This window comes from Mycolicibacterium chitae, assembly GCF_900637205.1.
GTDB classification, from domain to species: domain Bacteria; phylum Actinomycetota; class Actinomycetes; order Mycobacteriales; family Mycobacteriaceae; genus Mycobacterium; species Mycobacterium chitae.
This window is the reverse complement of the sequence record NZ_LR134355.1, coordinates 2,012,015-2,029,422: the sequence shown is the minus strand read 5'-3', so window position 1 is coordinate 2,029,422 and position 17,408 is coordinate 2,012,015. Positions and strand designations below refer to the sequence as shown.

At 71.0% G+C, this 17,408-nt stretch carries 16 protein-coding genes; 10 read left to right on the top strand and 6 right to left on the bottom strand.

Annotation, left to right across the window (positions count from 1 at the left end):
• The first annotated feature begins 225 nt into the window (after window positions 1-225).
• Window positions 226-2,163, top strand: a complete 1,938-nt coding sequence (gene asnB / locus EL338_RS09565) for an asparagine synthase (glutamine-hydrolyzing) (protein ID WP_126333548.1) — start codon at window positions 226-228, stop codon at window positions 2,161-2,163.
• An 18-nt stretch (window positions 2,164-2,181) separates the two neighbouring features.
• Here asnB and EL338_RS09560 read toward each other — a convergent pair whose 3' ends face one another.
• Entirely contained in the window at window positions 2,182-3,156 is a 975-nt protein-coding gene (locus tag EL338_RS09560) for a carbohydrate kinase family protein (RefSeq protein ID WP_126333547.1), read from the bottom strand.
• A gap of 143 nt (window positions 3,157-3,299) precedes the next feature.
• Here EL338_RS09560 and EL338_RS09555 point away from each other — a divergent pair, with 143 nt between their 5' ends.
• Window positions 3,300-3,908, top strand: a complete 609-nt coding sequence (locus tag EL338_RS09555; RefSeq protein WP_126333546.1) for an Rv0361 family membrane protein — start codon at window positions 3,300-3,302, stop codon at window positions 3,906-3,908.
• A gap of 7 nt (window positions 3,909-3,915) precedes the next feature.
• On the opposite strand, the gene EL338_RS09550 is transcribed toward EL338_RS09555, so the two are convergent.
• Entirely contained in the window at window positions 3,916-4,272 is a 357-nt protein-coding gene (locus EL338_RS09550; RefSeq protein ID WP_126333545.1) for a HesB/IscA family protein, read from the bottom strand.
• A 184-nt stretch (window positions 4,273-4,456) separates the two neighbouring features.
• Between EL338_RS09550 and EL338_RS09545 the strand changes: the two genes are divergently transcribed.
• From EL338_RS09545 to EL338_RS09535, 3 genes are read left to right on the top strand one after another with little or no spacing between them, the layout of a single operon-like run.
• Window positions 4,457-5,140: a DUF3043 domain-containing protein gene (locus EL338_RS09545; RefSeq protein WP_235666422.1), complete on the top strand. Its 684-nt coding sequence runs from the start codon at window positions 4,457-4,459 to the stop codon at window positions 5,138-5,140.
• A 20-nt stretch (window positions 5,141-5,160) separates the two neighbouring features.
• Window positions 5,161-6,216, top strand: coding sequence for a nicotinate-nucleotide--dimethylbenzimidazole phosphoribosyltransferase (gene cobT / locus EL338_RS09540; RefSeq protein ID WP_126333543.1), 1,056 nt, complete (start codon window positions 5,161-5,163; stop codon window positions 6,214-6,216).
• Window positions 6,213-6,938 (top strand): adenosylcobinamide-GDP ribazoletransferase, encoded by a 726-nt coding sequence (locus EL338_RS09535; RefSeq protein WP_126333542.1) that lies wholly within the window; start codon window positions 6,213-6,215, stop codon window positions 6,936-6,938. The genes cobT and EL338_RS09535 overlap by 4 nt, the downstream gene beginning before the upstream one ends.
• On the opposite strand, the gene EL338_RS09530 is transcribed toward EL338_RS09535, so the two are convergent.
• A complete protein-coding gene (locus EL338_RS09530) occupies window positions 6,935-8,050 on the bottom strand; it encodes a branched-chain amino acid aminotransferase (RefSeq protein ID WP_126333541.1) in 1,116 nt (371 codons plus the stop codon). The genes EL338_RS09535 and EL338_RS09530 overlap by 4 nt on opposite strands.
• Window positions 8,051-8,080: 30 nt before the next feature.
• Window positions 8,081-9,193 (bottom strand): glycine cleavage system aminomethyltransferase GcvT, encoded by a 1,113-nt coding sequence (gene gcvT, locus EL338_RS09525; protein ID WP_126333540.1) that lies wholly within the window; start codon window positions 9,191-9,193, stop codon window positions 8,081-8,083.
• Between the two features lie 32 nt (window positions 9,194-9,225).
• Here gcvT and EL338_RS09520 point away from each other — a divergent pair, with 32 nt between their 5' ends.
• Window positions 9,226-10,755: a leucyl aminopeptidase gene (locus EL338_RS09520; protein ID WP_126333539.1), complete on the top strand. Its 1,530-nt coding sequence runs from the start codon at window positions 9,226-9,228 to the stop codon at window positions 10,753-10,755.
• A 9-nt stretch (window positions 10,756-10,764) separates the two neighbouring features.
• On the opposite strand, the gene EL338_RS09515 is transcribed toward EL338_RS09520, so the two are convergent.
• Complete coding sequence (locus EL338_RS09515) at window positions 10,765-12,498, bottom strand: SDR family oxidoreductase (protein WP_126333538.1); 1,734 nt, start codon at window positions 12,496-12,498, stop codon at window positions 10,765-10,767.
• Between the two features lie 68 nt (window positions 12,499-12,566).
• Window positions 12,567-12,896, bottom strand: a complete 330-nt coding sequence (locus EL338_RS09510) for an oxidoreductase (protein ID WP_126333537.1) — start codon at window positions 12,894-12,896, stop codon at window positions 12,567-12,569.
• A 166-nt stretch (window positions 12,897-13,062) separates the two neighbouring features.
• Here EL338_RS09510 and sucB point away from each other — a divergent pair, with 166 nt between their 5' ends.
• The 4 genes from sucB to lipA are packed head-to-tail and all read left to right on the top strand — an operon-like array spanning window position 13,063 to window position 17,403.
• The gene (sucB, locus tag EL338_RS09505; RefSeq protein WP_126333536.1) at window positions 13,063-14,829 is read left to right on the top strand and encodes a 2-oxoglutarate dehydrogenase, E2 component, dihydrolipoamide succinyltransferase; all 1,767 of its coding nucleotides are present in this window, start codon (window positions 13,063-13,065) and stop codon (window positions 14,827-14,829) included.
• Between the two features lie 4 nt (window positions 14,830-14,833).
• On the top strand, window positions 14,834-15,751 hold the full coding sequence (locus tag EL338_RS09500; RefSeq protein WP_126333535.1) for a TIGR01777 family oxidoreductase: 918 nt from the start codon (window positions 14,834-14,836) through the stop codon (window positions 15,749-15,751).
• 9 nt (window positions 15,752-15,760) lie between these two features.
• Entirely contained in the window at window positions 15,761-16,468 is a 708-nt protein-coding gene (gene lipB / locus EL338_RS09495; RefSeq protein ID WP_126333534.1) for a lipoyl(octanoyl) transferase LipB, read from the top strand.
• Window positions 16,465-17,403 (top strand): lipoyl synthase, encoded by a 939-nt coding sequence (gene lipA / locus EL338_RS09490; protein WP_126333533.1) that lies wholly within the window; start codon window positions 16,465-16,467, stop codon window positions 17,401-17,403. The genes lipB and lipA overlap by 4 nt, the downstream gene beginning before the upstream one ends.
• Window positions 17,404-17,408 lie beyond the last annotated feature (5 nt).

Genomic DNA, 17,408 nt, shown 5'->3' with positions numbered 1-17,408 from the left:
ACCGACGAGAACGACCTTGTGACAAGGCCTGCCCGCGGGTTTTCACGTCGGTGCCTCCTGTATGAGTTCCAGTCAATCCAATCGCATACGCACGCGTCGCGAATCGAATACTACGCAGCGTAGACCACGCCTTTCCACCGGGCGCGACACACCTACCCCATTGGGCCCACGCGTCGTCGGTCCTGCCGCGATGACACCGCCCGGAGTGCGGCATACTTGCCACCAATGTGCGGACTGCTTGCCCTGGTGTGCGACCCGGATCGGTCCGTCACCAGCGAAATCGTGGAGACCGTCGCGGGCGCATCACATCTGATGCGACACCGCGGTCCCGACGAGCCCGGAACCTGGTCGGATGACCGCGCGGTGCTCGGGTTCAACCGGCTCTCGATCATCGACATCGCCCACAGCCATCAGCCGCTGCGCTGGGGACCCCCGGAGGCCCCGCAGCGCTACATGCTGGTGTTCAACGGGGAGATCTACAACTACCTCGAACTACGCGAGCAACTGAGCTCCGAGTTCGATGTGGTCTTCGCCACCGAGGGCGACAGCGAGACCATCGTCGCGGCCTATCACCACTGGGGCCCGGCGGCGCTGACCCGGCTGCGCGGCATGTTCGCCTTCGCGATCTGGGACACCGAGACCGCCGAGCTGTTCTGCGCGCGCGACCCGTTCGGGATCAAGCCGCTGTTCATGGCGACGGGTCCGAGCGGCACGGCCGTCGGCAGCGAGAAGAAGTGTCTGCTGGAACTGGCCGGACCGCTGGGCCTGGACACCGCGATCGACGAGCGCGCCCTGCAGCACTACACCGTGCTGCAGTACGTCCCGGAACCGGAGACGCTGCACCGCGGGGTGCGCCGGCTGGAGTCGGGCTGTTACGCGCGGGTGCGCCCCGGCGCGGCCCCGGAGGTGACGCGCTACTTCGTGCCGCGCTTCGCCGCGGTCCCGTTCGGCGCCCGCAAAGAGGACGCGCAGGCCCGCTACGACGAGATCACCGCCGTCCTCGAGGACTCGGTGGCCAAGCACATGCGTGCCGACGTCACCGTCGGCGCGTTCCTGTCCGGGGGCATCGACTCCACCGCGATCGCCGCGTTGGCCATCCGGCACAACCCGAACCTGATCACCTTCACCGCCGGGTTCGAGCGCGAGGGCTTCTCCGAGGTGGACGTGGCCGTGGCCTCGGCCGAGGCGATCGGCGCCCGGCACGTCACCAGGGTGGTCAGCCCGGGCGAGTTCGTCGAGGCGCTGCCGCAGATCGTCTGGTACCTCGACGAGCCGGTGGCCGACCCGGCGCTGGTCCCGCTGTTCTTCATCGCCCGCGAGGCCCGCAAGCACGTGAAGGTGGTGCTGTCCGGGGAGGGCGCCGACGAGCTGTTCGGCGGCTACACCATCTACCGGGAACCGCTGTCGCTCAAGCCGTTCGATTTTCTGCCCAAGGGGCTGCGCCGCTCCGTCGGCAAGTTGTCGGGACCGCTGCCGGAGGGCATGCGCGGCAAGAGCCTGCTGCACCGCGGTTCGCTGACGCTCGAGGAGCGCTACTACGGCAACGCGCGCAGCTTCAGCGACGCGCAACTGCGCGCCGTGCTACCGGGCTTCCGGGAGCAGTGGGTCCACACCGACGTCACCGCGCCGATCTACGCCGAGTCGCAGGGTTGGGATCCGGTGGCGCGCATGCAGCACATCGACCTGTTCACCTGGCTGCGCGGCGACATCCTGGTCAAGGCCGACAAGATGACCATGGCCAACTCGCTGGAACTACGGGTGCCGTTCCTGGACCCCGAGGTGTTCGCGGTCGCCGCGCGGCTGCCGCTGGAGCAGAAGATCACCCGCACCACCACCAAGTACGCGCTGCGCCGCGCGCTGGAGCCCATCGTGCCCGCGCACGTGCTCAACCGCGCCAAGCTCGGTTTCCCGGTGCCCATCCGGCACTGGTTGCGGGCCGGCGAGCTGCTCGAGTGGTCGCAGCAGCTGATCGAGGCCTCGCAGACCGACGAGTTCATCGACCGCGCCGCGGTGCGCCGGATGCTCGACGAGCACCGCACCGGCGTCAGCGATCACAGCCGACGGTTGTGGACGGTGCTGATCTTCATGCTCTGGCACGCGATCGTCGTCGAGCGGTCCATCACCCCGCAGATCAGCGAACCGACCTACCCCGTCGAGCTCTGAGTCGTCAGGCCCGGGCCGTTACGCCAGGGCCTTGGCGATGGCCCCGGCCGCCTCGGCGCCGTAGGCGTTCTCGAGGCGGGCCAGGCCGCTGTCGCGGTTCCAGGTCCACTCCTGGGTGCCGTCGGTCTCGAGGACCAGCACCGCGACCAGGCAACCCAGCTGCGCGCACTGCTCGTAGGCCAGACCCGCGCTGCGCCCGGTCAGGAAGCCGGCCCGGAACGCGTCGCCGACACCGGTCGGATCGGTCTGCACCGTCTCCGGCACGACGTCGACGTGCAGCGTGGTGCCGTCCGGATGCACCACGTCGACGCCCTTGGCGCCCAGGGTGGTGATCCGCAGCCCGATCTGGCCCATCACATCGGCCTCGGTCCAGCCGGACTTGCTCAGCAGCAGGTCCCACTCGTAGTCGTTGGTGAACAGGATCTCCGCGCCGTCGATGAGCCGGCGGATCTCCTCGCCGGACAACCGTGCCAGCTGCTGCGACGGATCCGCCGCGAACGGCAGACCGAGCTTGCGGCACTCCTCGGTGTGGGCGAACATCGCGTCCGGGTCGTTGGCGCCGACGATCACCAATTCCGGTGCGCCGCTTGCGGATACGTAGTCAGCCAGCGAGATGTTGCGGGCCTCCGACATCGCGCCGGGGTAGAACGAGGCGATCTGGGCCATCTCCAGATCGGTGGTGCAGACGAAGCGCGCGGTGTGCGCGGTCGTCGACTCCAGCACGTGCGCGCAGTTCACGCCGGCGGCCTCCAGCCAGGCCCGGTACTCGGCGAAGTCCGCGCCGGCCGCGCCGATCAGCGCGGCGTCGCCGCCCAGCACGCCGATGGCGTAGGCCATGTTTCCCGCGACTCCGCCGCGACGGACCACCAGGTCGTCCACCAGGAAGCTCAGCGACACCTTCTGCAGGTGTTCGGCCAGGAGCTGTTCGGAGAACTTGCCCGGGAACCGCATCAAATGGTCGGTGGCAATGGACCCGGTCACGGCAATTGTCACGAAGTTCTCCGCCCTTCATCGATGGTCGAACCAGCCAAGCCTAACGGCAGCCACGGTCGCGTTGGTCAGTGCCGGGTTGCGATAACCTGGCTCGACCGACGTTCCCGTCCGCCCGACTCACGCATCACCTGGGAGGGAAAGCCATGGCCGGCCCGTATCCGCCGCACCAGGGTAACGACCCCTCCGGGGAGTATCCGGTGCCGCCCAGCTACGGGCCCACCTATGCCGGACCGCCGCCTCCCCCGGTGGCCTATCCGCGCCGCCCGCGCTGGCCGGTGCTGGCCGCGGGCCTGGTGGTGTTGGCGGCGGTGGCGGGCATCGTGGCCGCGCTGGTGTTCGCCGGCGGGGAGAAGTCGACGGCGGCGGCCGGGGGCCAGATCACCACCGAGAGCGCGCAGCGGGCCATCCAGACCTACCTGGACGCGCTGTCGAACAAGGATCTGGAAGTGATCGCACGCAACACGCTGTGCGGGATCTACGAGGGGGTCAAGGACCGGCGGTCCGACGACGCGCTGGCCAAGATGTCCAGCGACGCGTTCGAGAAACAGTTCTCCAGTGCCGAGGTGACCTCGGTGGACGCCATCGTGTTCGCGTCACCGAACAGCGCGCAGGTGCTGTTCACCATGCGCACCGAACCGGCGCGCGGCACCCGCGGCGGTCCGACAGAACGTCAGGGCGTGGCCCAGCTGCTGAGCTACGACAACCAGATCTTGGTGTGTTCCTACGTCCTGCGGACGGCCGGGGCGTTCTAGCTGTCGATCAGTTGAACGAGTCCCCGCACGCGCACGATCCCGTGGCCTGGGGGTTGTCAATGGTGAAGCCCTGCTTCTCGATGGTGTCGACGAAGTCGATCGAGGCGCCCTCCACGTACGGCGCGCTCATCCGGTCGACGGTCAGGTTGACGCCCTCGAACTCGACGGTCAGGTCGCCGTCGAGCGTCCGGTCGTCGAAGTACAGGTTGTACCGCAGTCCGGCGCAGCCACCCGGCTGCACGGCGATACGAAGCGCCAGGTCGTCGCGGCCCTCCTGGTCGAGCAGTGACTTCGCCTTGGCGGCGGCGGCAGAGGTCAGGATCACACCATGCGTGGTGGTCGCCGACTCGTCCTGAACAGTCATTACCTTCTCCCTCGGGTTCCCATGCGGGTTGCTTTCCGGCGGGTGGGTCGCGGTGACCACACTTACCACCGACTTTTCTAACGGTACCTCCTCGCCCTGCTATTCCCGTAGTTCTGCCGACTGTCCGGCCGGCGCGGCCGGGTATGTGCCGGAGCACCCGATGCTGCGAAGTAACCTGGCAGGCGTGAAGCTGCTGGGTCGAAAGAACGGCGACGGCGACACCAACCCGGCTGACGAACCCGGTTCGGAGTCGACCGTCGAGGAAACCTCGGACGTCGAGACGGCCGAATCAACCAGGACCACCGCGCCCAAGGGCCGCCCGACGCCCAAGCGTGACGAGCGCCGCCGCAGGGGCCCGGTGGCCCCCGCGCCGATGACGACGGCCGAGGCCCGCAAGCGCCGCAAGGAACTCGCCGGACCCAAGCTGTCCAAGGCCGAGCGCAAGGCCGCGCGCCTCGAGCGCCGCAGCCGGTTGAACGAGAACCGCGAGCGGATGATGGCCGGCGAGGAGGGCTACCTGCTGCCGCGCGACAAGGGGCCGGTCCGCCGGTACGTCCGCGACATCGTGGATTCCCGGCGCAACCTGCTGGGCCTGTTCATGCCCGCGGCGTTGCTGATGATCTTCTCGATGCTCGCGGTGCCGCAGGTGCAGTACTACATCTCCCCCGCCATGCTGATCCTGATGGCGCTGATGGCCATCGACGCCATCTGGCTGGCCCGCCGTGTCAACAACATGGTGGACGCGAAGTTCCCGGACAACACCGAGAGCAACTGGCGGCTCGGCTTCTACGCCGCCGGGCGGGCTTCGCAGCTGCGCCGGATGCGCGCCCCGAAGCCGCTGGTCAACCGCGGCGACCCGATCTCCTGAACACCGATGGCAGCAGCCTGATGGCGGCCTCGGTGTTTCCCGAGGTGGCCGCACCGGACGCCGACGCCGTCGCGGCCGCCCGCGCCCGCCAGGACCGATTGACCAAGCCGACCGGCTCGCTGGGGCGTCTCGAGGACCTGTCCGCCTGGGTGGCCGGCTGCCAGGGATGTTGTCCGCCGGCACAGTTCGAGCGGGCCCGGGTGGTGGTGTTCTGCGGCGATCACGGCGTCGCCCGGGGCGGGGTCTCGGCGTATCCGCCCGAGGTGACCGCCCAGATGGTGCGCAACATCGCCGACGGCGGCGCGGCGATCAACGTGCTGGCCGAGGTGGCCGGGGCCGGCGTGCGGGTGGTGGACATCGCCGTCGACGGCGACTCGGACGACCCGATCCTCAGCGCGCACAAGGTGCGCCGTTCCAGCGGTGACATCGCCACCGCGGACGCGTTGAGTCAGGACGAGGTGACCGCCGCGCTCGAGGCGGGCAAGACCATCGCCGACGAGGAAGTGGACTCCGGCGCGGACCTGCTGATCGCCGGCGACATGGGGATCGGGAACACCACGGCGGCAACCGTTCTGGTGTGCGCCCTGACCAATACCGAACCGGTGGCGGCGATCGGCCGCGGGACCGGGATCGACGACGCGGGCTGGATGCGCAAGACCGCCGCGGTGCGCGATGCGCTCTACCGCGCCCACCCGGTGCGCTCGGATCCGGTGGGCCTGCTGCGGGTGGGCGGCGGCGCCGATCTGGCCGCGATCGCGGGTTTTCTGGCCCAGGCCGCGGTGCGCCGCACCCCGGTGCTGCTCGACGGGATCGTCGTGACCGCCGCCGCGCTGGCCGCCGAGGCGCTGGCCCCCGGTGCGCGCGCCTGGTGGCAGGCCGGGCACCGGTCCACCGAACCGGCCCACACGTTGGCGTTGGCGCAGCTGGAACTGCAGCCCATCCTCGATCTCGGACTGCACCTGGGCGAGGGCACCGGCGCGGCGCTGGCGCTGCCGGTGCTGCGGGCCGCGACGGCGACCCTGGCGTCGATGGCGACCTTCGACTCCGCCGGGATCTCCGGTCAGCCGGATTCGTGATCGGCTCGCTGACAACCAGTTTCGCGTTCGCGACGGTGCTGCCGCTGCGCGGCGGGGCACCGTTCGGCCGGGGCGCGGTGACCGCGCTGCCGCTGGTCGGGGCGGCGCTGGGCGCGCTGGCCGCCGCGGTGGTGTGCGCGGGCGCGGCGCTGTTCGGCGCGGGCAACCCGATCGGCGGACTGCTGGCCGTGGCGGTGTTGCTGCTGGCGACCCGGGGGCTGCACCTCGACGGCCTGGCCGACACCGCCGACGGCCTGGGCTGCTACGGCCCGCCCGAGCGGGCGCTGGCCGTCATGCGCGACGGCGGCGCGGGGCCCTTCGGGGTGGCCGCGGTGGTGCTCGCGATCGCGCTGCAGGCGCTGACCTTCACCGAACTGTCCTGGCTGGGCATCGTCGTGGCGGTGGCCGCGGGGCGGGTCGCGGCGGTGGCGGTGTGCCGCCGCGGGGTGCCGGCCGCCCCCGGCAGCACCCTGGGCGCCATGGCCGCGGGCACGCAGCCGCGCTGGGTGGTCGCGGCGTGGGTCGTCGCGCTGGCCGTGGCCGCGGGCTTCGCCGCCGGGCGGCCGTGGCAGGGCCCGGCGGTGGTGCTGGCCGTGTTGGTGCTGGTCGCGCTGCTGGTGCGGCACTGCGTGCGCCGGTTCGGCGGCATCACCGGCGACGTGCTGGGCGCCGCGGTCGAGGTGACCGCGACGCTGACCGCGCTCGGCCTGGCGATCGGCTAGCTGAGCCGCGCCATCCAGCCGTGCGTGTCGGCGAAGGTGCCGCGCTGGATGCCGGTCAGGGTGTCGCGCAGCGCCATGGTGACCTCACCGGGTTCGCCGTCGGCGACGGTGAATTCGGCCTCGCCGCCGTTGTCGTCGTACTTGACCACCGACACCGGGGTGATGACCGCGGCGGTGCCGCACGCGAAGACCTCGGTGATCTCGCCGTCGGCCACGCCCTTGCGCAGTTCCTCGACGTCGATCTTGCGTTCCTCGACGGCGAAGCCCGCGTCAGTGGCCAACTGCAGCAACGAATCCCGCGTGATGCCCGGCAGCAGCGAGCCGGACAGCTCCGGGGTCACCAGCCGGGCCGAGCCGCCGCTGCCGAACACGAAGAACAGGTTCATGCCGCCCATTTCCTCGATGTAGCGGCGCTCGATCGCGTCGAGCCACACCACCTGGTCGCAGCCGTGCTCGGCGGCCTCGGCCTGGGCGAGCAGCGAGGCCGCGTAGTTGCCGCCGAACTTCGCCGCGCCGGTGCCGCCCGGGCTGGCGCGCACGTATTCGGTGGACAGCCACACGCTGACGGGTTTGACGCCGCCCTTGAAGTACGCCCCGGCCGGCGAGCCGATCACCAGGTAGCGGTAGTCGTTGGACGGGCGCACCCCCAGGCCGGGTTCGGTGGCGAAGATGAACGGCCGCAGGTACAGCGACTCCTCGCCGCCGGCCGGCGGGACCCAGTCGGCGTCGACGGCGATGAGCTGACGCAGCGACTCGATGAACACATCCTCGGGCAGTTCCGGGATGGCCAGCCGCCGCGCCGAGGTGCGCAACCGGGCGGCGTTGGCCTCGGGCCGGAACGACACGATGGTGCCGTCGGGCCAGCGGTAGGCCTTGAGCCCCTCGAAGACCTCCTGGGCGTAGTGCAGCACGATCGCCGACGGGTCCAGTTCGATGGGCCCGTACGGGACCACCTGCGCGTCGTGCCAACGGCCGTCGCTGTAGCTGATCGACACCATGTGGTCGGTGTGAAAGCGGCCGAACCCCGGGTCGCCCAGAATCTTCGCCCTTACGTCGTCGCTTGCCGGGCTCGGGTTGCGGGCAAGCGAGAACTCAAGAGGGCCGTTGGTCATGGGGGAATTGTATAACTGCGCGCCAACGGGTTATCGGGGGCGGACGTCGACGAACGGCGGGCGGACGACCTCGCACTCCAGCGCCCGTCCGCGCACGTCGACGGTCACCCGCGCGCCGTCCTCGAGGCCCGCGGCGGTGTCGATGAGCGCCAGCGCGATCCCGGTCTTCAGCGTCGGCGAGAACGTGCCCGAGGTGGTGACGCCCACCTGGGTGCCGTCGGCCAGCACGGTCAGCTCCGGGCGCAGCACGCCGCGCCCGACCGCCCGCAGGCCGCGCACCAGTCGGCGCGGGCCGGCCTCCTTCTCGGCCAGCAGCGCCGCGCGGCCCCAGAACTGTTCCTTCTTCCAGCCGATCGCCCAGCCGCAGCGGGCCTGCACGGGCGTGATGTCCAGCGACAGCTCGTGGCCGTGCAGCGGGTAGCCCATCTCGGTGCGCAGCGTGTCGCGGGCGCCGAGGCCGGCCAGCTCACCCCCGGCCTCGCCGACGGCGGCCACCAGCGCGTCGAACACCGGGGCGGCCTGCTCCCAGGGCGGCAGCAGCTCGTAGCCCTGCTCGCCGGTGTACCCGGTGCGGCACACCCGCACCGGCACGCCGGCGTACTCGGCGTCGGCGTAGCCCATGTAGTCCATGTCGGTGGGCAGGCCCAGGGCCGTCAGCACCTCGGCGCTGCGCGGGCCCTGCACGGCCAGCACGGCCAGCGAGCGGTGCTCGTCGGTGACCGTGATGCCCTGCGGCGCAACCTCGCTCAGCGCCGCGACCACGGCCGCGGTGTTGGCCGCATTCGGCACCAGGAAGATCTCGTCGTCGGCGACGTAGTAGGCGATCAGGTCGTCGATGACGCCGCCGGATTCGGTGCAGCACATCGTGTACTGGGCCTTGCCGGGTCCGATCCGGTTCAGGTCGTTGGTCAGCGTGGAGTTGACGAAGGCGGCCGCGCCGGGCCCCTTCACCGACGCCTTGCCGAGGTGGCTGACGTCGAACAGGCCCACGTTGGTGCGGGTGGCGGTGTGCTCGCTGACGGTCCCGGCGTAGGACACCGGCATCAGCCAGCCGCCGAACTCGGCGAAGCTCGCGCCGAGTTCGCGGTGGCGGTCCTCGAGGGGCCCGTGCAGCAGGTCAGCTGAGTTGTCGGTCACGGAGATCGAGCCTAGCCGTGTACCGCCCGACGGATAGGGTGATGGCCGTGAGCACCAAATATGGCTACCAGTCCCCCGCCGTCACCGTCGCCACCGCGCTGCCCAAGAGCGACGACAGTTCGGATGTGCTGATCGTCGGTGTGATCAGCGGCGATCCGGACAACCCCGACGCCAAGACCACCGTGGTCGCCGGCGAATTCCTCGACGCCGGCGCGGTCGCCGAGATCGAGGCCGGCTGTGCGGCGCTGGGCGCCAAGGGCGGCGCCGATCAGGTGACCCGCGTGGTGGCGCCGTCACTGCCGTTCGGCAGCGTGCTGGCCGTGGGCCTCGGCAAGGGGCGCGATGAGTGGCCCGACGACGTGGTCCGCCGCGCCGCCGGCACCGCGGCGCGCTCGCTCAACGGCACCGAGGCGGTGTTCACCACCCTCGGCGAGCTGAACCTGGAGGCGACGGTCGAGGGTCTGATCCTGGGCTCCTACCGGTTCACCGAGTTCCGCAGCGCCAAGACCGCCCCCAAGGACAAGGGCCTGCGCAAGATCACCGTGCTGTCGAAGGCCAAGGACGCCAAGAAGCGGGCTGCCCGCGCGGCGGCGGTCGGCACCGCGGTGGCCACCGCCCGCGACTTCGTCAACACCCCGCCGAGCCACCTGTACCCGGCCGAATTCGCCAAGCGCGCCAAGGCTTTGGGTCAGTCGGTGGGCCTCGAGGTGGAGATCCTCAACCGCAAGGCGCTCGAGGAGGCCGGCTTCGGCGGCATCGTCGGCGTCGGGCAGGGCTCGGCGCGGGCGCCGCGGCTGGTCCGGTTGATCCACCGCTCGGGCCGGGCCGACGCCAAGACGGTCGCCCTGGTGGGCAAGGGCATCACGTTCGACACCGGCGGCATCTCGATCAAGCCGGCCGCCTCCATGCACCACATGACCTCCGATATGGGCGGCGCGGCCGCGGTGATCGCCACCGTCGCGCTGGCCGCCCAGCTCGAGCTGCCCATCGACGTCATCGCCACCGTGCCGATGGCCGAGAACATGCCGTCGTCGACCGCGCAGCGCCCCGGTGACGTGCTGACCCAGTACGGCGGCACCACCGTCGAGGTGCTCAACACCGACGCCGAGGGCCGGCTGATCCTGGCCGACGCCATCGTGCGGGCCTGCGAGGACGACCCGGACTACCTGATCGAGACCTCCACGCTGACCGGCGCCCAGACCGTCGCGCTGGGCGCGCGGATCCCCGGCGTGATGGGCTCCGACGAGTTCCGCGATCGGGTGGCGCGGCTGTCCCAGGCCGTCGGCGAGAACGGCTGGCCCATGCCGCTGCCCGATGAGCTCAAGGAGGACCTCAAGTCCACGGTCGCCGATCTGGCCAACGTCAGCTCGACGCGGTTCGCCGGGATGCTGGTCGCCGGGGTGTACCTGCGCGAGTTCGTCGCCGAGGGCGTGCAGTGGGTGCACATCGACATCGCGGGCCCGTCGTACAACACCGGCGGGCCGTGGGGCTACACCCCCAAGGGTGGCACCGGGGTGCCGGCCCGGACGATGCTCGCGGTGCTCGAGGACATCGCCGAAAACGGTTAGCCGGGCTCCTCAGAGGGCGTCGGCGCGTGCCGCGCGCCGCAGCGCCCCGGGCACCAGCCGCGACAGGCCGTAGACCAGGTGCGCTTCCGGCGTGACGGGCCGCACGGCGGTGCCGTCGTGCACCGCGGCGAGGATGGCCTTGGCCACCTTGTCCGGTGTGTAGCGGCGTCGGGTGAACACCTTCTGGGCCCGCGCCCGCGCGGCGTCGGCGACGTCCACGTCGATGTCGAAGTGCGTGGTGGCGACGATGTTGGTGTCGACGACGCCGGGGCAGATGGTGGTCACACCGATTCCGGCCGAGGCCAATTCGCCGCGCAGGCAGTCGGAGAACATGAAGACGGCGGCCTTGGACGTGCAGTAGGCGTTCATCGAGCCCAGCGGGGCGTAGGCGGCCATCGAGGCCACGTTCACGATGTGCCCGCCGGTGCCGCGCTCGACCATCTTCGCGGCGAACGCGCGGCAGCCGTTGATCACGCCGCCGAGGTTGATGTCGAGCACCCGGTCGAATTGTTCGGGCGGGGTGTCCAGGAACGCCCCGGCCTGCCCCACCCCGGCGTTGTTGACCACCACGTCGGGCACGCCGTGTTCGGCGCAGACCCGCGCGGCGAAGCGCCCCACGGCCTCGGCGTCGGCGACGTCCACCGCGTAGGCGTGCGCCTGGCCGCCGCGCTCGGTGATCTGCGCGGCGGTCTGCTTGGCGTTGGCCTCGTCGATGTCGCTGACCACCACCTCGGCGCCGGCGGCCGCAAAAGCCAGCGCGGTCGCCCGGCCGATGCCGCTGCCCGCACCCGTCACCGCGACCAGGGTGTGGCCGAACGGGCCGCGGGCACGGCCGACCTCGGCGCGTCGCAGCGCCCGGGCCGGCGGCGCACCATCGAGGTGGTCGACGAGTTCGCGGACCGCCTGCGCGATCGCCGGGGCGTGCGAGAACGGCGCCCAGTGCCCGGCGAGCAGATCGCGGCGCCACAGCCGCGGCGACCACCGGGCCTGATCGGCGAACCCGTACGGGCGCACCACCGGGTCCTTGTCGTTGCAGACCAGTTGCACCGGCACGGTGACGTAGTGGTCGCGGCGCAGCGTCGGCTTCCGAAAGGCGATGGCGCGGTAGATCTTCATCGAGTTGGCGGCGTCGTCGTCGAACCCGTCGCCGCGGTACTTCGGCGCCCCCGGGGAGTCCTTGGCCTGCAGTCGGCGGGCCAGCCCGGCGCGCATCGCCGCCGGCGCCAGCACGGGCACCGAGAACGGCAGCCAGTAGGACATCCGCGCCGCCAGGCCCAGCGCCTGCGCGAACCTCACGAGACGGTACGGGCGGGCGAGCCCGGACCGGATGAAGGCGCCGAAGTGGTCGGTGCTCGGCCCGGACACCGAGGTGAACGAGGCCACCGTCGCCGACGCTTCCGGGCGGCTCAGGTACTCCCAGACGGCCACCGATCCCCAGTCGTGGGCCAGCACGTGCACCGGGACCCCCGGGCTGTATTCGGCGACGACGGCGGCGAAATCGTCGGCGAGCCGGGCCATGGTGTACTCGCGGACCGGCTTGGGCACCGTCGAGGCGCCCGCGCCGCGGTTGTCGTAGCGGATGATGCGGAACCGGTCGGCCAGCTCGGCGACGACCCCGTCCCACAGGCGGTGCGAGTCGGGCCAGCCGTGGGTCATCACCAGCGGCGGGCCGTCGGGGTTGCCCTCCTCGTAGACCGCGATCCGAATGCCGTCGCCGGCGTCAACGTAGTGCGCTGTGGTCATCCGCAACTCCTGAGTCCGATACCTCCGGTTACCTCATACCGCCGGTACCGGGTTGTCAAGGGTATCGGTCAACTCTCGAGTTCGCGGCGCATCGCACGCTTGCGCTCGATGCGCCGACGGGCGTCGAAGTCCCGCATGCGTTGCGGGTACCCCACCTTCTGCACGTCGTAGACGGGAATCTTCAATTGCGACGAGAGCCGTTGGGCCCCGGCCTCCCCCACGCTGCGCCGCGTCCACTCGCCGTCGCTGGCGATCAGCACCGCGGTCACGTCGGTGACCGTCGTCTTCGGTTCGATGAAGGCCTCCACCCCATGGTGGGTGCCCACCCAGTCACGCAGGTACTTCAGGTCGCCGGTATTTCGCTTCCCGGTCCCGCGGAACCGGTCGAACAAGCCCATGTTTTCGATAGTGCCAGAACCGCGGTTTCGGCCCGGGTTCGTGCCAGACCCCGAGCAGTGACAGGATGGACGACGGACGTTCCAGCTCCGGTTTCTGATGGCGAACACGACGCTGTGGTAAGCCAGAGGACAACCGGTGACAACCACCTTCGAGGAGTCAACTGACATGGCCGTGTCCGTACAGATGCCCGAACTCGGGGAGAGCGTGACCGAAGGGACTGTCACTCGCTGGCTCAAGCAAGAAGGCGACACGGTCGAGGTCGACGAACCCCTGCTCGAGGTCTCCACCGACAAGGTCGACACCGAGATCCCGTCGCCGGTGGCCGGCGTGCTGACCAAGATCGTCGCCCAGGAGGACGACACCGTCGAGGTCGGCGGCGAACTCGCGCAGATCGGTGACGCCGGCGAAGCGGGCGGCTCCGACGAGGCCGCCGAGCCCGAACCGGAACCGGAGGCTCAGGCCGAACCCGAACCCGAACCCGAACCCGAACCGGAGCCCGAACCGGAGCCCGAGGCCGAGCCGGCCGCCGCCTCCTCCGGGGGTGGCGATTCCGGCACCTCGGTGACCATGCCCGAGCTCGGCGAGTCCGTCACCGAGGGCACCGTCACCCGCTGGCTGAAGAAGGTCGGCGACTCCGTCGAGGTCGACGAACCCCTGCTCGAGGTCTCCACCGACAAGGTCGACACCGAGATCCCGTCGCCGGTGGCCGGCACGCTGCTGTCCATCAGCGCCGAGGAGGACGACACCGTCGAGGTCGGCGGCGAGCTCGCCAAGATTGGCGACAAGGGCGCCGCCCCGGCCGCCAAGCCGGAACCCAAGCCCGAGCCCAAGCCGGAACCCAAGCCGGAACCGAAGCCCGAGCCCGAGGCCACCAAGCCCACCGCGAAGCCGGCCGAGGAGGCCCAGCCGGAGCCCGCGAAGCCCCCGGCGCCGAAGCCCGAGGCCACACCGGAGCCCAAGGCCGCCGCGCCGGCCGGCGGTGCCGACAGCAGCCCATACGTCACCCCGCTGGTGCGCAAGCTGGCCGCCGAAAACGACGTCGACCTGGCGTCGGTGAAGGGCACCGGCGTGGGCGGACGCATCCGAAAGCAGGACGTCCTGGCCGCCGCCGAGGCCAAGAAGGCCCCGGCCGCCCCCGCCCCGGCCGCCGCGTCGAGCGCACCGGCCGCCTCGGCGCCGGCGCCCGCCGCCCCGAGCCCGCTGGCGCATCTGCGCGGCAGCACGCAGAAGGCGAACCGGATCCGCCAGATCACCGCCAAGAAGACCCGCGAATCGCTGCAGGCCACCGCGCAGCTGACGCAGACCCACGAGGTCGACATGACCAAGATCGTGGCGCTGCGGGCCAAGGCCAAGCAGGACTTCAGCGAGCGCGAGGGCGTCAACCTGACGTACCTGCCGTTCATCGCCCGCGCGGTGATCGACGCGCTCAAGGCGCATCCGAACATCAACGCCAGCTACAACGAGGAAAGCAAGGAGATCACCTACTTCGACGCCGAGCACCTCGGCTTCGCGGTGGACACCGAGCAGGGGCTGTTGTCCCCGGTGGTGCACAACGCGGGTGATCTCTCGCTGGCCGGGCTGGCCCGCGCCATCCACGACATCGCCGATCGCGCCCGCACCGGCAAGCTCAAGCCCGACGAGCTGTCCGGCGGCACCTTCACCATCACCAACATCGGTAGCCAGGGCGCCCTGTTCGACACCCCGATCCTGGTGCCGCCGCAGGCGGCGATGCTGGGCACCGGCGCCATCGTCAAGCGGCCGCGGGTCGTCGTCGACGAGACCGGCAACGAGTCCATCGGCGTGCGGTCCATCTGCTACCTGCCGCTGACGTACGACCACCGGCTGGTCGACGGCGCCGACGCGGGCCGCTTCCTGACGACCATCAAGAAGAGACTCGAGGAAGGCGCCTTCGAGGCCGACCTGGGGCTGTGAGCCGGTGGCCGACGACGCAGCCACCTCCGTCGCCATCGCGGGCTCCTCGGGGCTGATCGGTTCGGCGCTGGTCTCCGCGCTGCGCGCCGATGGGCACGCCGTGACCCGGTTGGTGCGCCGCACACCGGCGAAACCCGACGAGCGGTGCTGGAATCCGGACACCGGCGACGTCGACCCGCGGGACCTGGCCGGTCTCGACGCCGTCGTCAACCTGTGCGGGGTGAACGTCGGCGGCGGTCGCTGGTCCGGCGCGTTCAAGCAGAGCCTGCGCGACAGCCGGATCGACCCGACCGAGGTGCTCGCGGCGGCCGTCGCCCGCGCCGGCGTGCCCACGCTGCTCAACGCCAGCGCGGTCGGCTACTACGGCGACACCCGCGACCGCGCGGTCGACGAAACCGCCCCGCCCGGTTCGGGTTTCATGGCCCGGCTGTGCCAGGACTGGGAGGCCGCCACCGCGCCGGCCGCCGAGGCCGGCACCCGGGTGGTGCTCTCGCGCACCGGACTGGTCCTCGCGCCCAAGGGTGGCCTGCTGGGGCGGCTGCGGCCGCTGTTCGCGCTGGGGCTGGGCGCCCGCCTGGGCGACGGTCGCCAGTACATGCCGTGGATCACCCTCGCAGATCAGGTGCGCGCGCTGCGCTTCGCGCTCACCAACACCGCGTTGTCCGGGCCGGTGAACCTGACCGGCCCCGCACCCGTCACCAACGCGCAGTTCACCTCGGCGCTGGGCCGGGCGCTGAATCGTCCCGCCCGGCTGGTGATCCCGGGCTTCGCGGCCAGGTTGGCCGTCGGAGAGTTCGCCGAGGAGGCGCTGCTGAGCGGTCAGCGCGCCATCCCGGCGGTGTTGGAGCGCGCGGGCTTCGAGTTCGAGCACAACACCATCGGGGCCGCGTTGGCCTACGCGACGGGCCGCGACCAGCGGTAGCCTGAGTCCATGACGGCATCCATCCGGTCGGCCGACACCCCGGTCGAGGTGCGTGACCTGGGCCGGGTCGAGTACCAGGACGCCTGGCAGTTGCAGCGCGACTGCGCCGATGCCCGGGTGGCCGGCGGCCCCGACGCGTTGCTGCTGCTCGAACATCCCCCCGTCTACACCGCCGGGCGTCGCACCGAACCGCACGAGCGTCCCGTCGACGGCACCCCCGTGATCGACACCGATCGCGGCGGCAAGATCACCTGGCACGGGCCGGGACAGCTGGTGGGTTATCCAATCATCGGGTTGACCGAGCCGCTGGACGTGGTGAATTTCGTTCGGCGCCTGGAGGAGTCGTTGATCAGCGTGTGCGCCGGCCTCGGGCTGGACGTGGGCCGGGTGGAGGGCCGCTCCGGGGTCTGGCTGCCCGCGCAGGTGGTCCGCGGCGAACCGCGCCCGGAACGCAAGATCGCGGCCATCGGCATCCGGGTGGCCCGCGCGGTGACCCTGCACGGTTTCGCGCTGAACTGCGACTGCGATCTGAACGCCTACGGCAGCATCGTGCCGTGCGGCATCACCGACGCCGGGGTCACGTCGCTGTCGGCCGAGTTGGGCCGCCGGGTCGAGGTGGCCGAGGTCCGCCAGACGGTCGCCGACGCGGTCTGTGATGCGCTCGACGGCCGACTGCCGCTCACCGACGCAACGGCCCGCGTAGCATCGTCGTTGTGAGTGTCGATCCCGGTAACCGCAAACTGCTGCGTCTCGAGGTTCGCAACGCCGAGACCCCCATCGAGCGCAAGCCGCCGTGGATCAAGACCCGCGCCCGCATGGGCCCCGAGTACACCGAGCTCAAGGCGCTGGTCAAGCGCGAGGGGCTGCACACGGTGTGCGAGGAGGCCGGCTGCCCCAACATCTACGAATGCTGGGAAGACCGCGAGGCCACCTTCCTGATCGGCGGCGAGCAGTGCACGCGGCGCTGCGACTTCTGCCAGATCGACACCGGCAAGCCGGCCGACCTCGACCGCGACGAACCGCGCCGGGTCGCCGAGAGCGTGGCCGCGATGGGGCTGCGCTATTCGACAGTCACCGGCGTGGCCCGCGACGACCTGCCCGACGGCGGCGCCTGGCTGTACGCCGAGACGGTGCGCGCCATCAAGGCGCTCAATCCGGGGACCGGGGTGGAGTTGCTCATCCCGGACTTCAACGGCATCCACGAGCAGCTTGCCGAGGTCTTCGAGTCGCGTCCGGAAGTGTTGGCGCACAACGTCGAAACGGTGCCGCGGATCTTCAAGCGGATCCGGCCCGCGTTCCGCTACCAGCGCAGCCTGGATGTGCTGACCGCCGCCCGCGAGGACGGCCTGGTCACCAAGTCCAACCTGATCCTGGGCATGGGCGAGACCCCCGACGAGGTGGTCACCGCGCTGCGCGACCTGCACGCCGCGGGGTGCGACATCGTCACCATCACCCAGTACCTGCGGCCCTCGGTGCGCCACCACCCAGTGGAGCGCTGGGTCAAGCCCGAGGAGTTCGTCGAGCATGCGGCGTTCGCCGAGAGCATCGGCTTCGCCGGGGTGCTCGCGGGTCCGCTGGTGCGTTCGTCGTATCGGGCGGGGCGGCTCTACGCCCAGGTGATCGAGCAGCGCACCACTGCTGCCAAGCACTGATTTTC

Bases quoted from the DNA above. Each gene is read 5' to 3' on its own strand.
- asnB (WP_126333548.1), top strand. From the start codon at position 226: ATGTGCGGACTGCTTGCCCTGGTGTGCGACCCGGATCGGTCCGTCACC.
- EL338_RS09555 (WP_126333546.1), top strand. From the start codon at position 3,300: ATGGCCGGCCCGTATCCGCCGCACCAGGGTAACGACCCCTCCGGGGAG.
- EL338_RS09550 (WP_126333545.1), bottom strand. From the start codon at position 4,272: ATGACTGTTCAGGACGAGTCGGCGACCACCACGCATGGTGTGATCCTG.
- cobT (WP_126333543.1), top strand. From the start codon at position 5,161: ATGGCGGCCTCGGTGTTTCCCGAGGTGGCCGCACCGGACGCCGACGCC.
- EL338_RS09530 (WP_126333541.1), bottom strand. From the start codon at position 8,050: ATGACCAACGGCCCTCTTGAGTTCTCGCTTGCCCGCAACCCGAGCCCG.
- EL338_RS09515 (WP_126333538.1), bottom strand. From the start codon at position 12,498: ATGACCACAGCGCACTACGTTGACGCCGGCGACGGCATTCGGATCGCG.
- EL338_RS09510 (WP_126333537.1), bottom strand. From the start codon at position 12,896: ATGGGCTTGTTCGACCGGTTCCGCGGGACCGGGAAGCGAAATACCGGC.
- sucB (WP_126333536.1), top strand. From the start codon at position 13,063: ATGGCCGTGTCCGTACAGATGCCCGAACTCGGGGAGAGCGTGACCGAA.
- lipB (WP_126333534.1), top strand. From the start codon at position 15,761: ATGACGGCATCCATCCGGTCGGCCGACACCCCGGTCGAGGTGCGTGAC.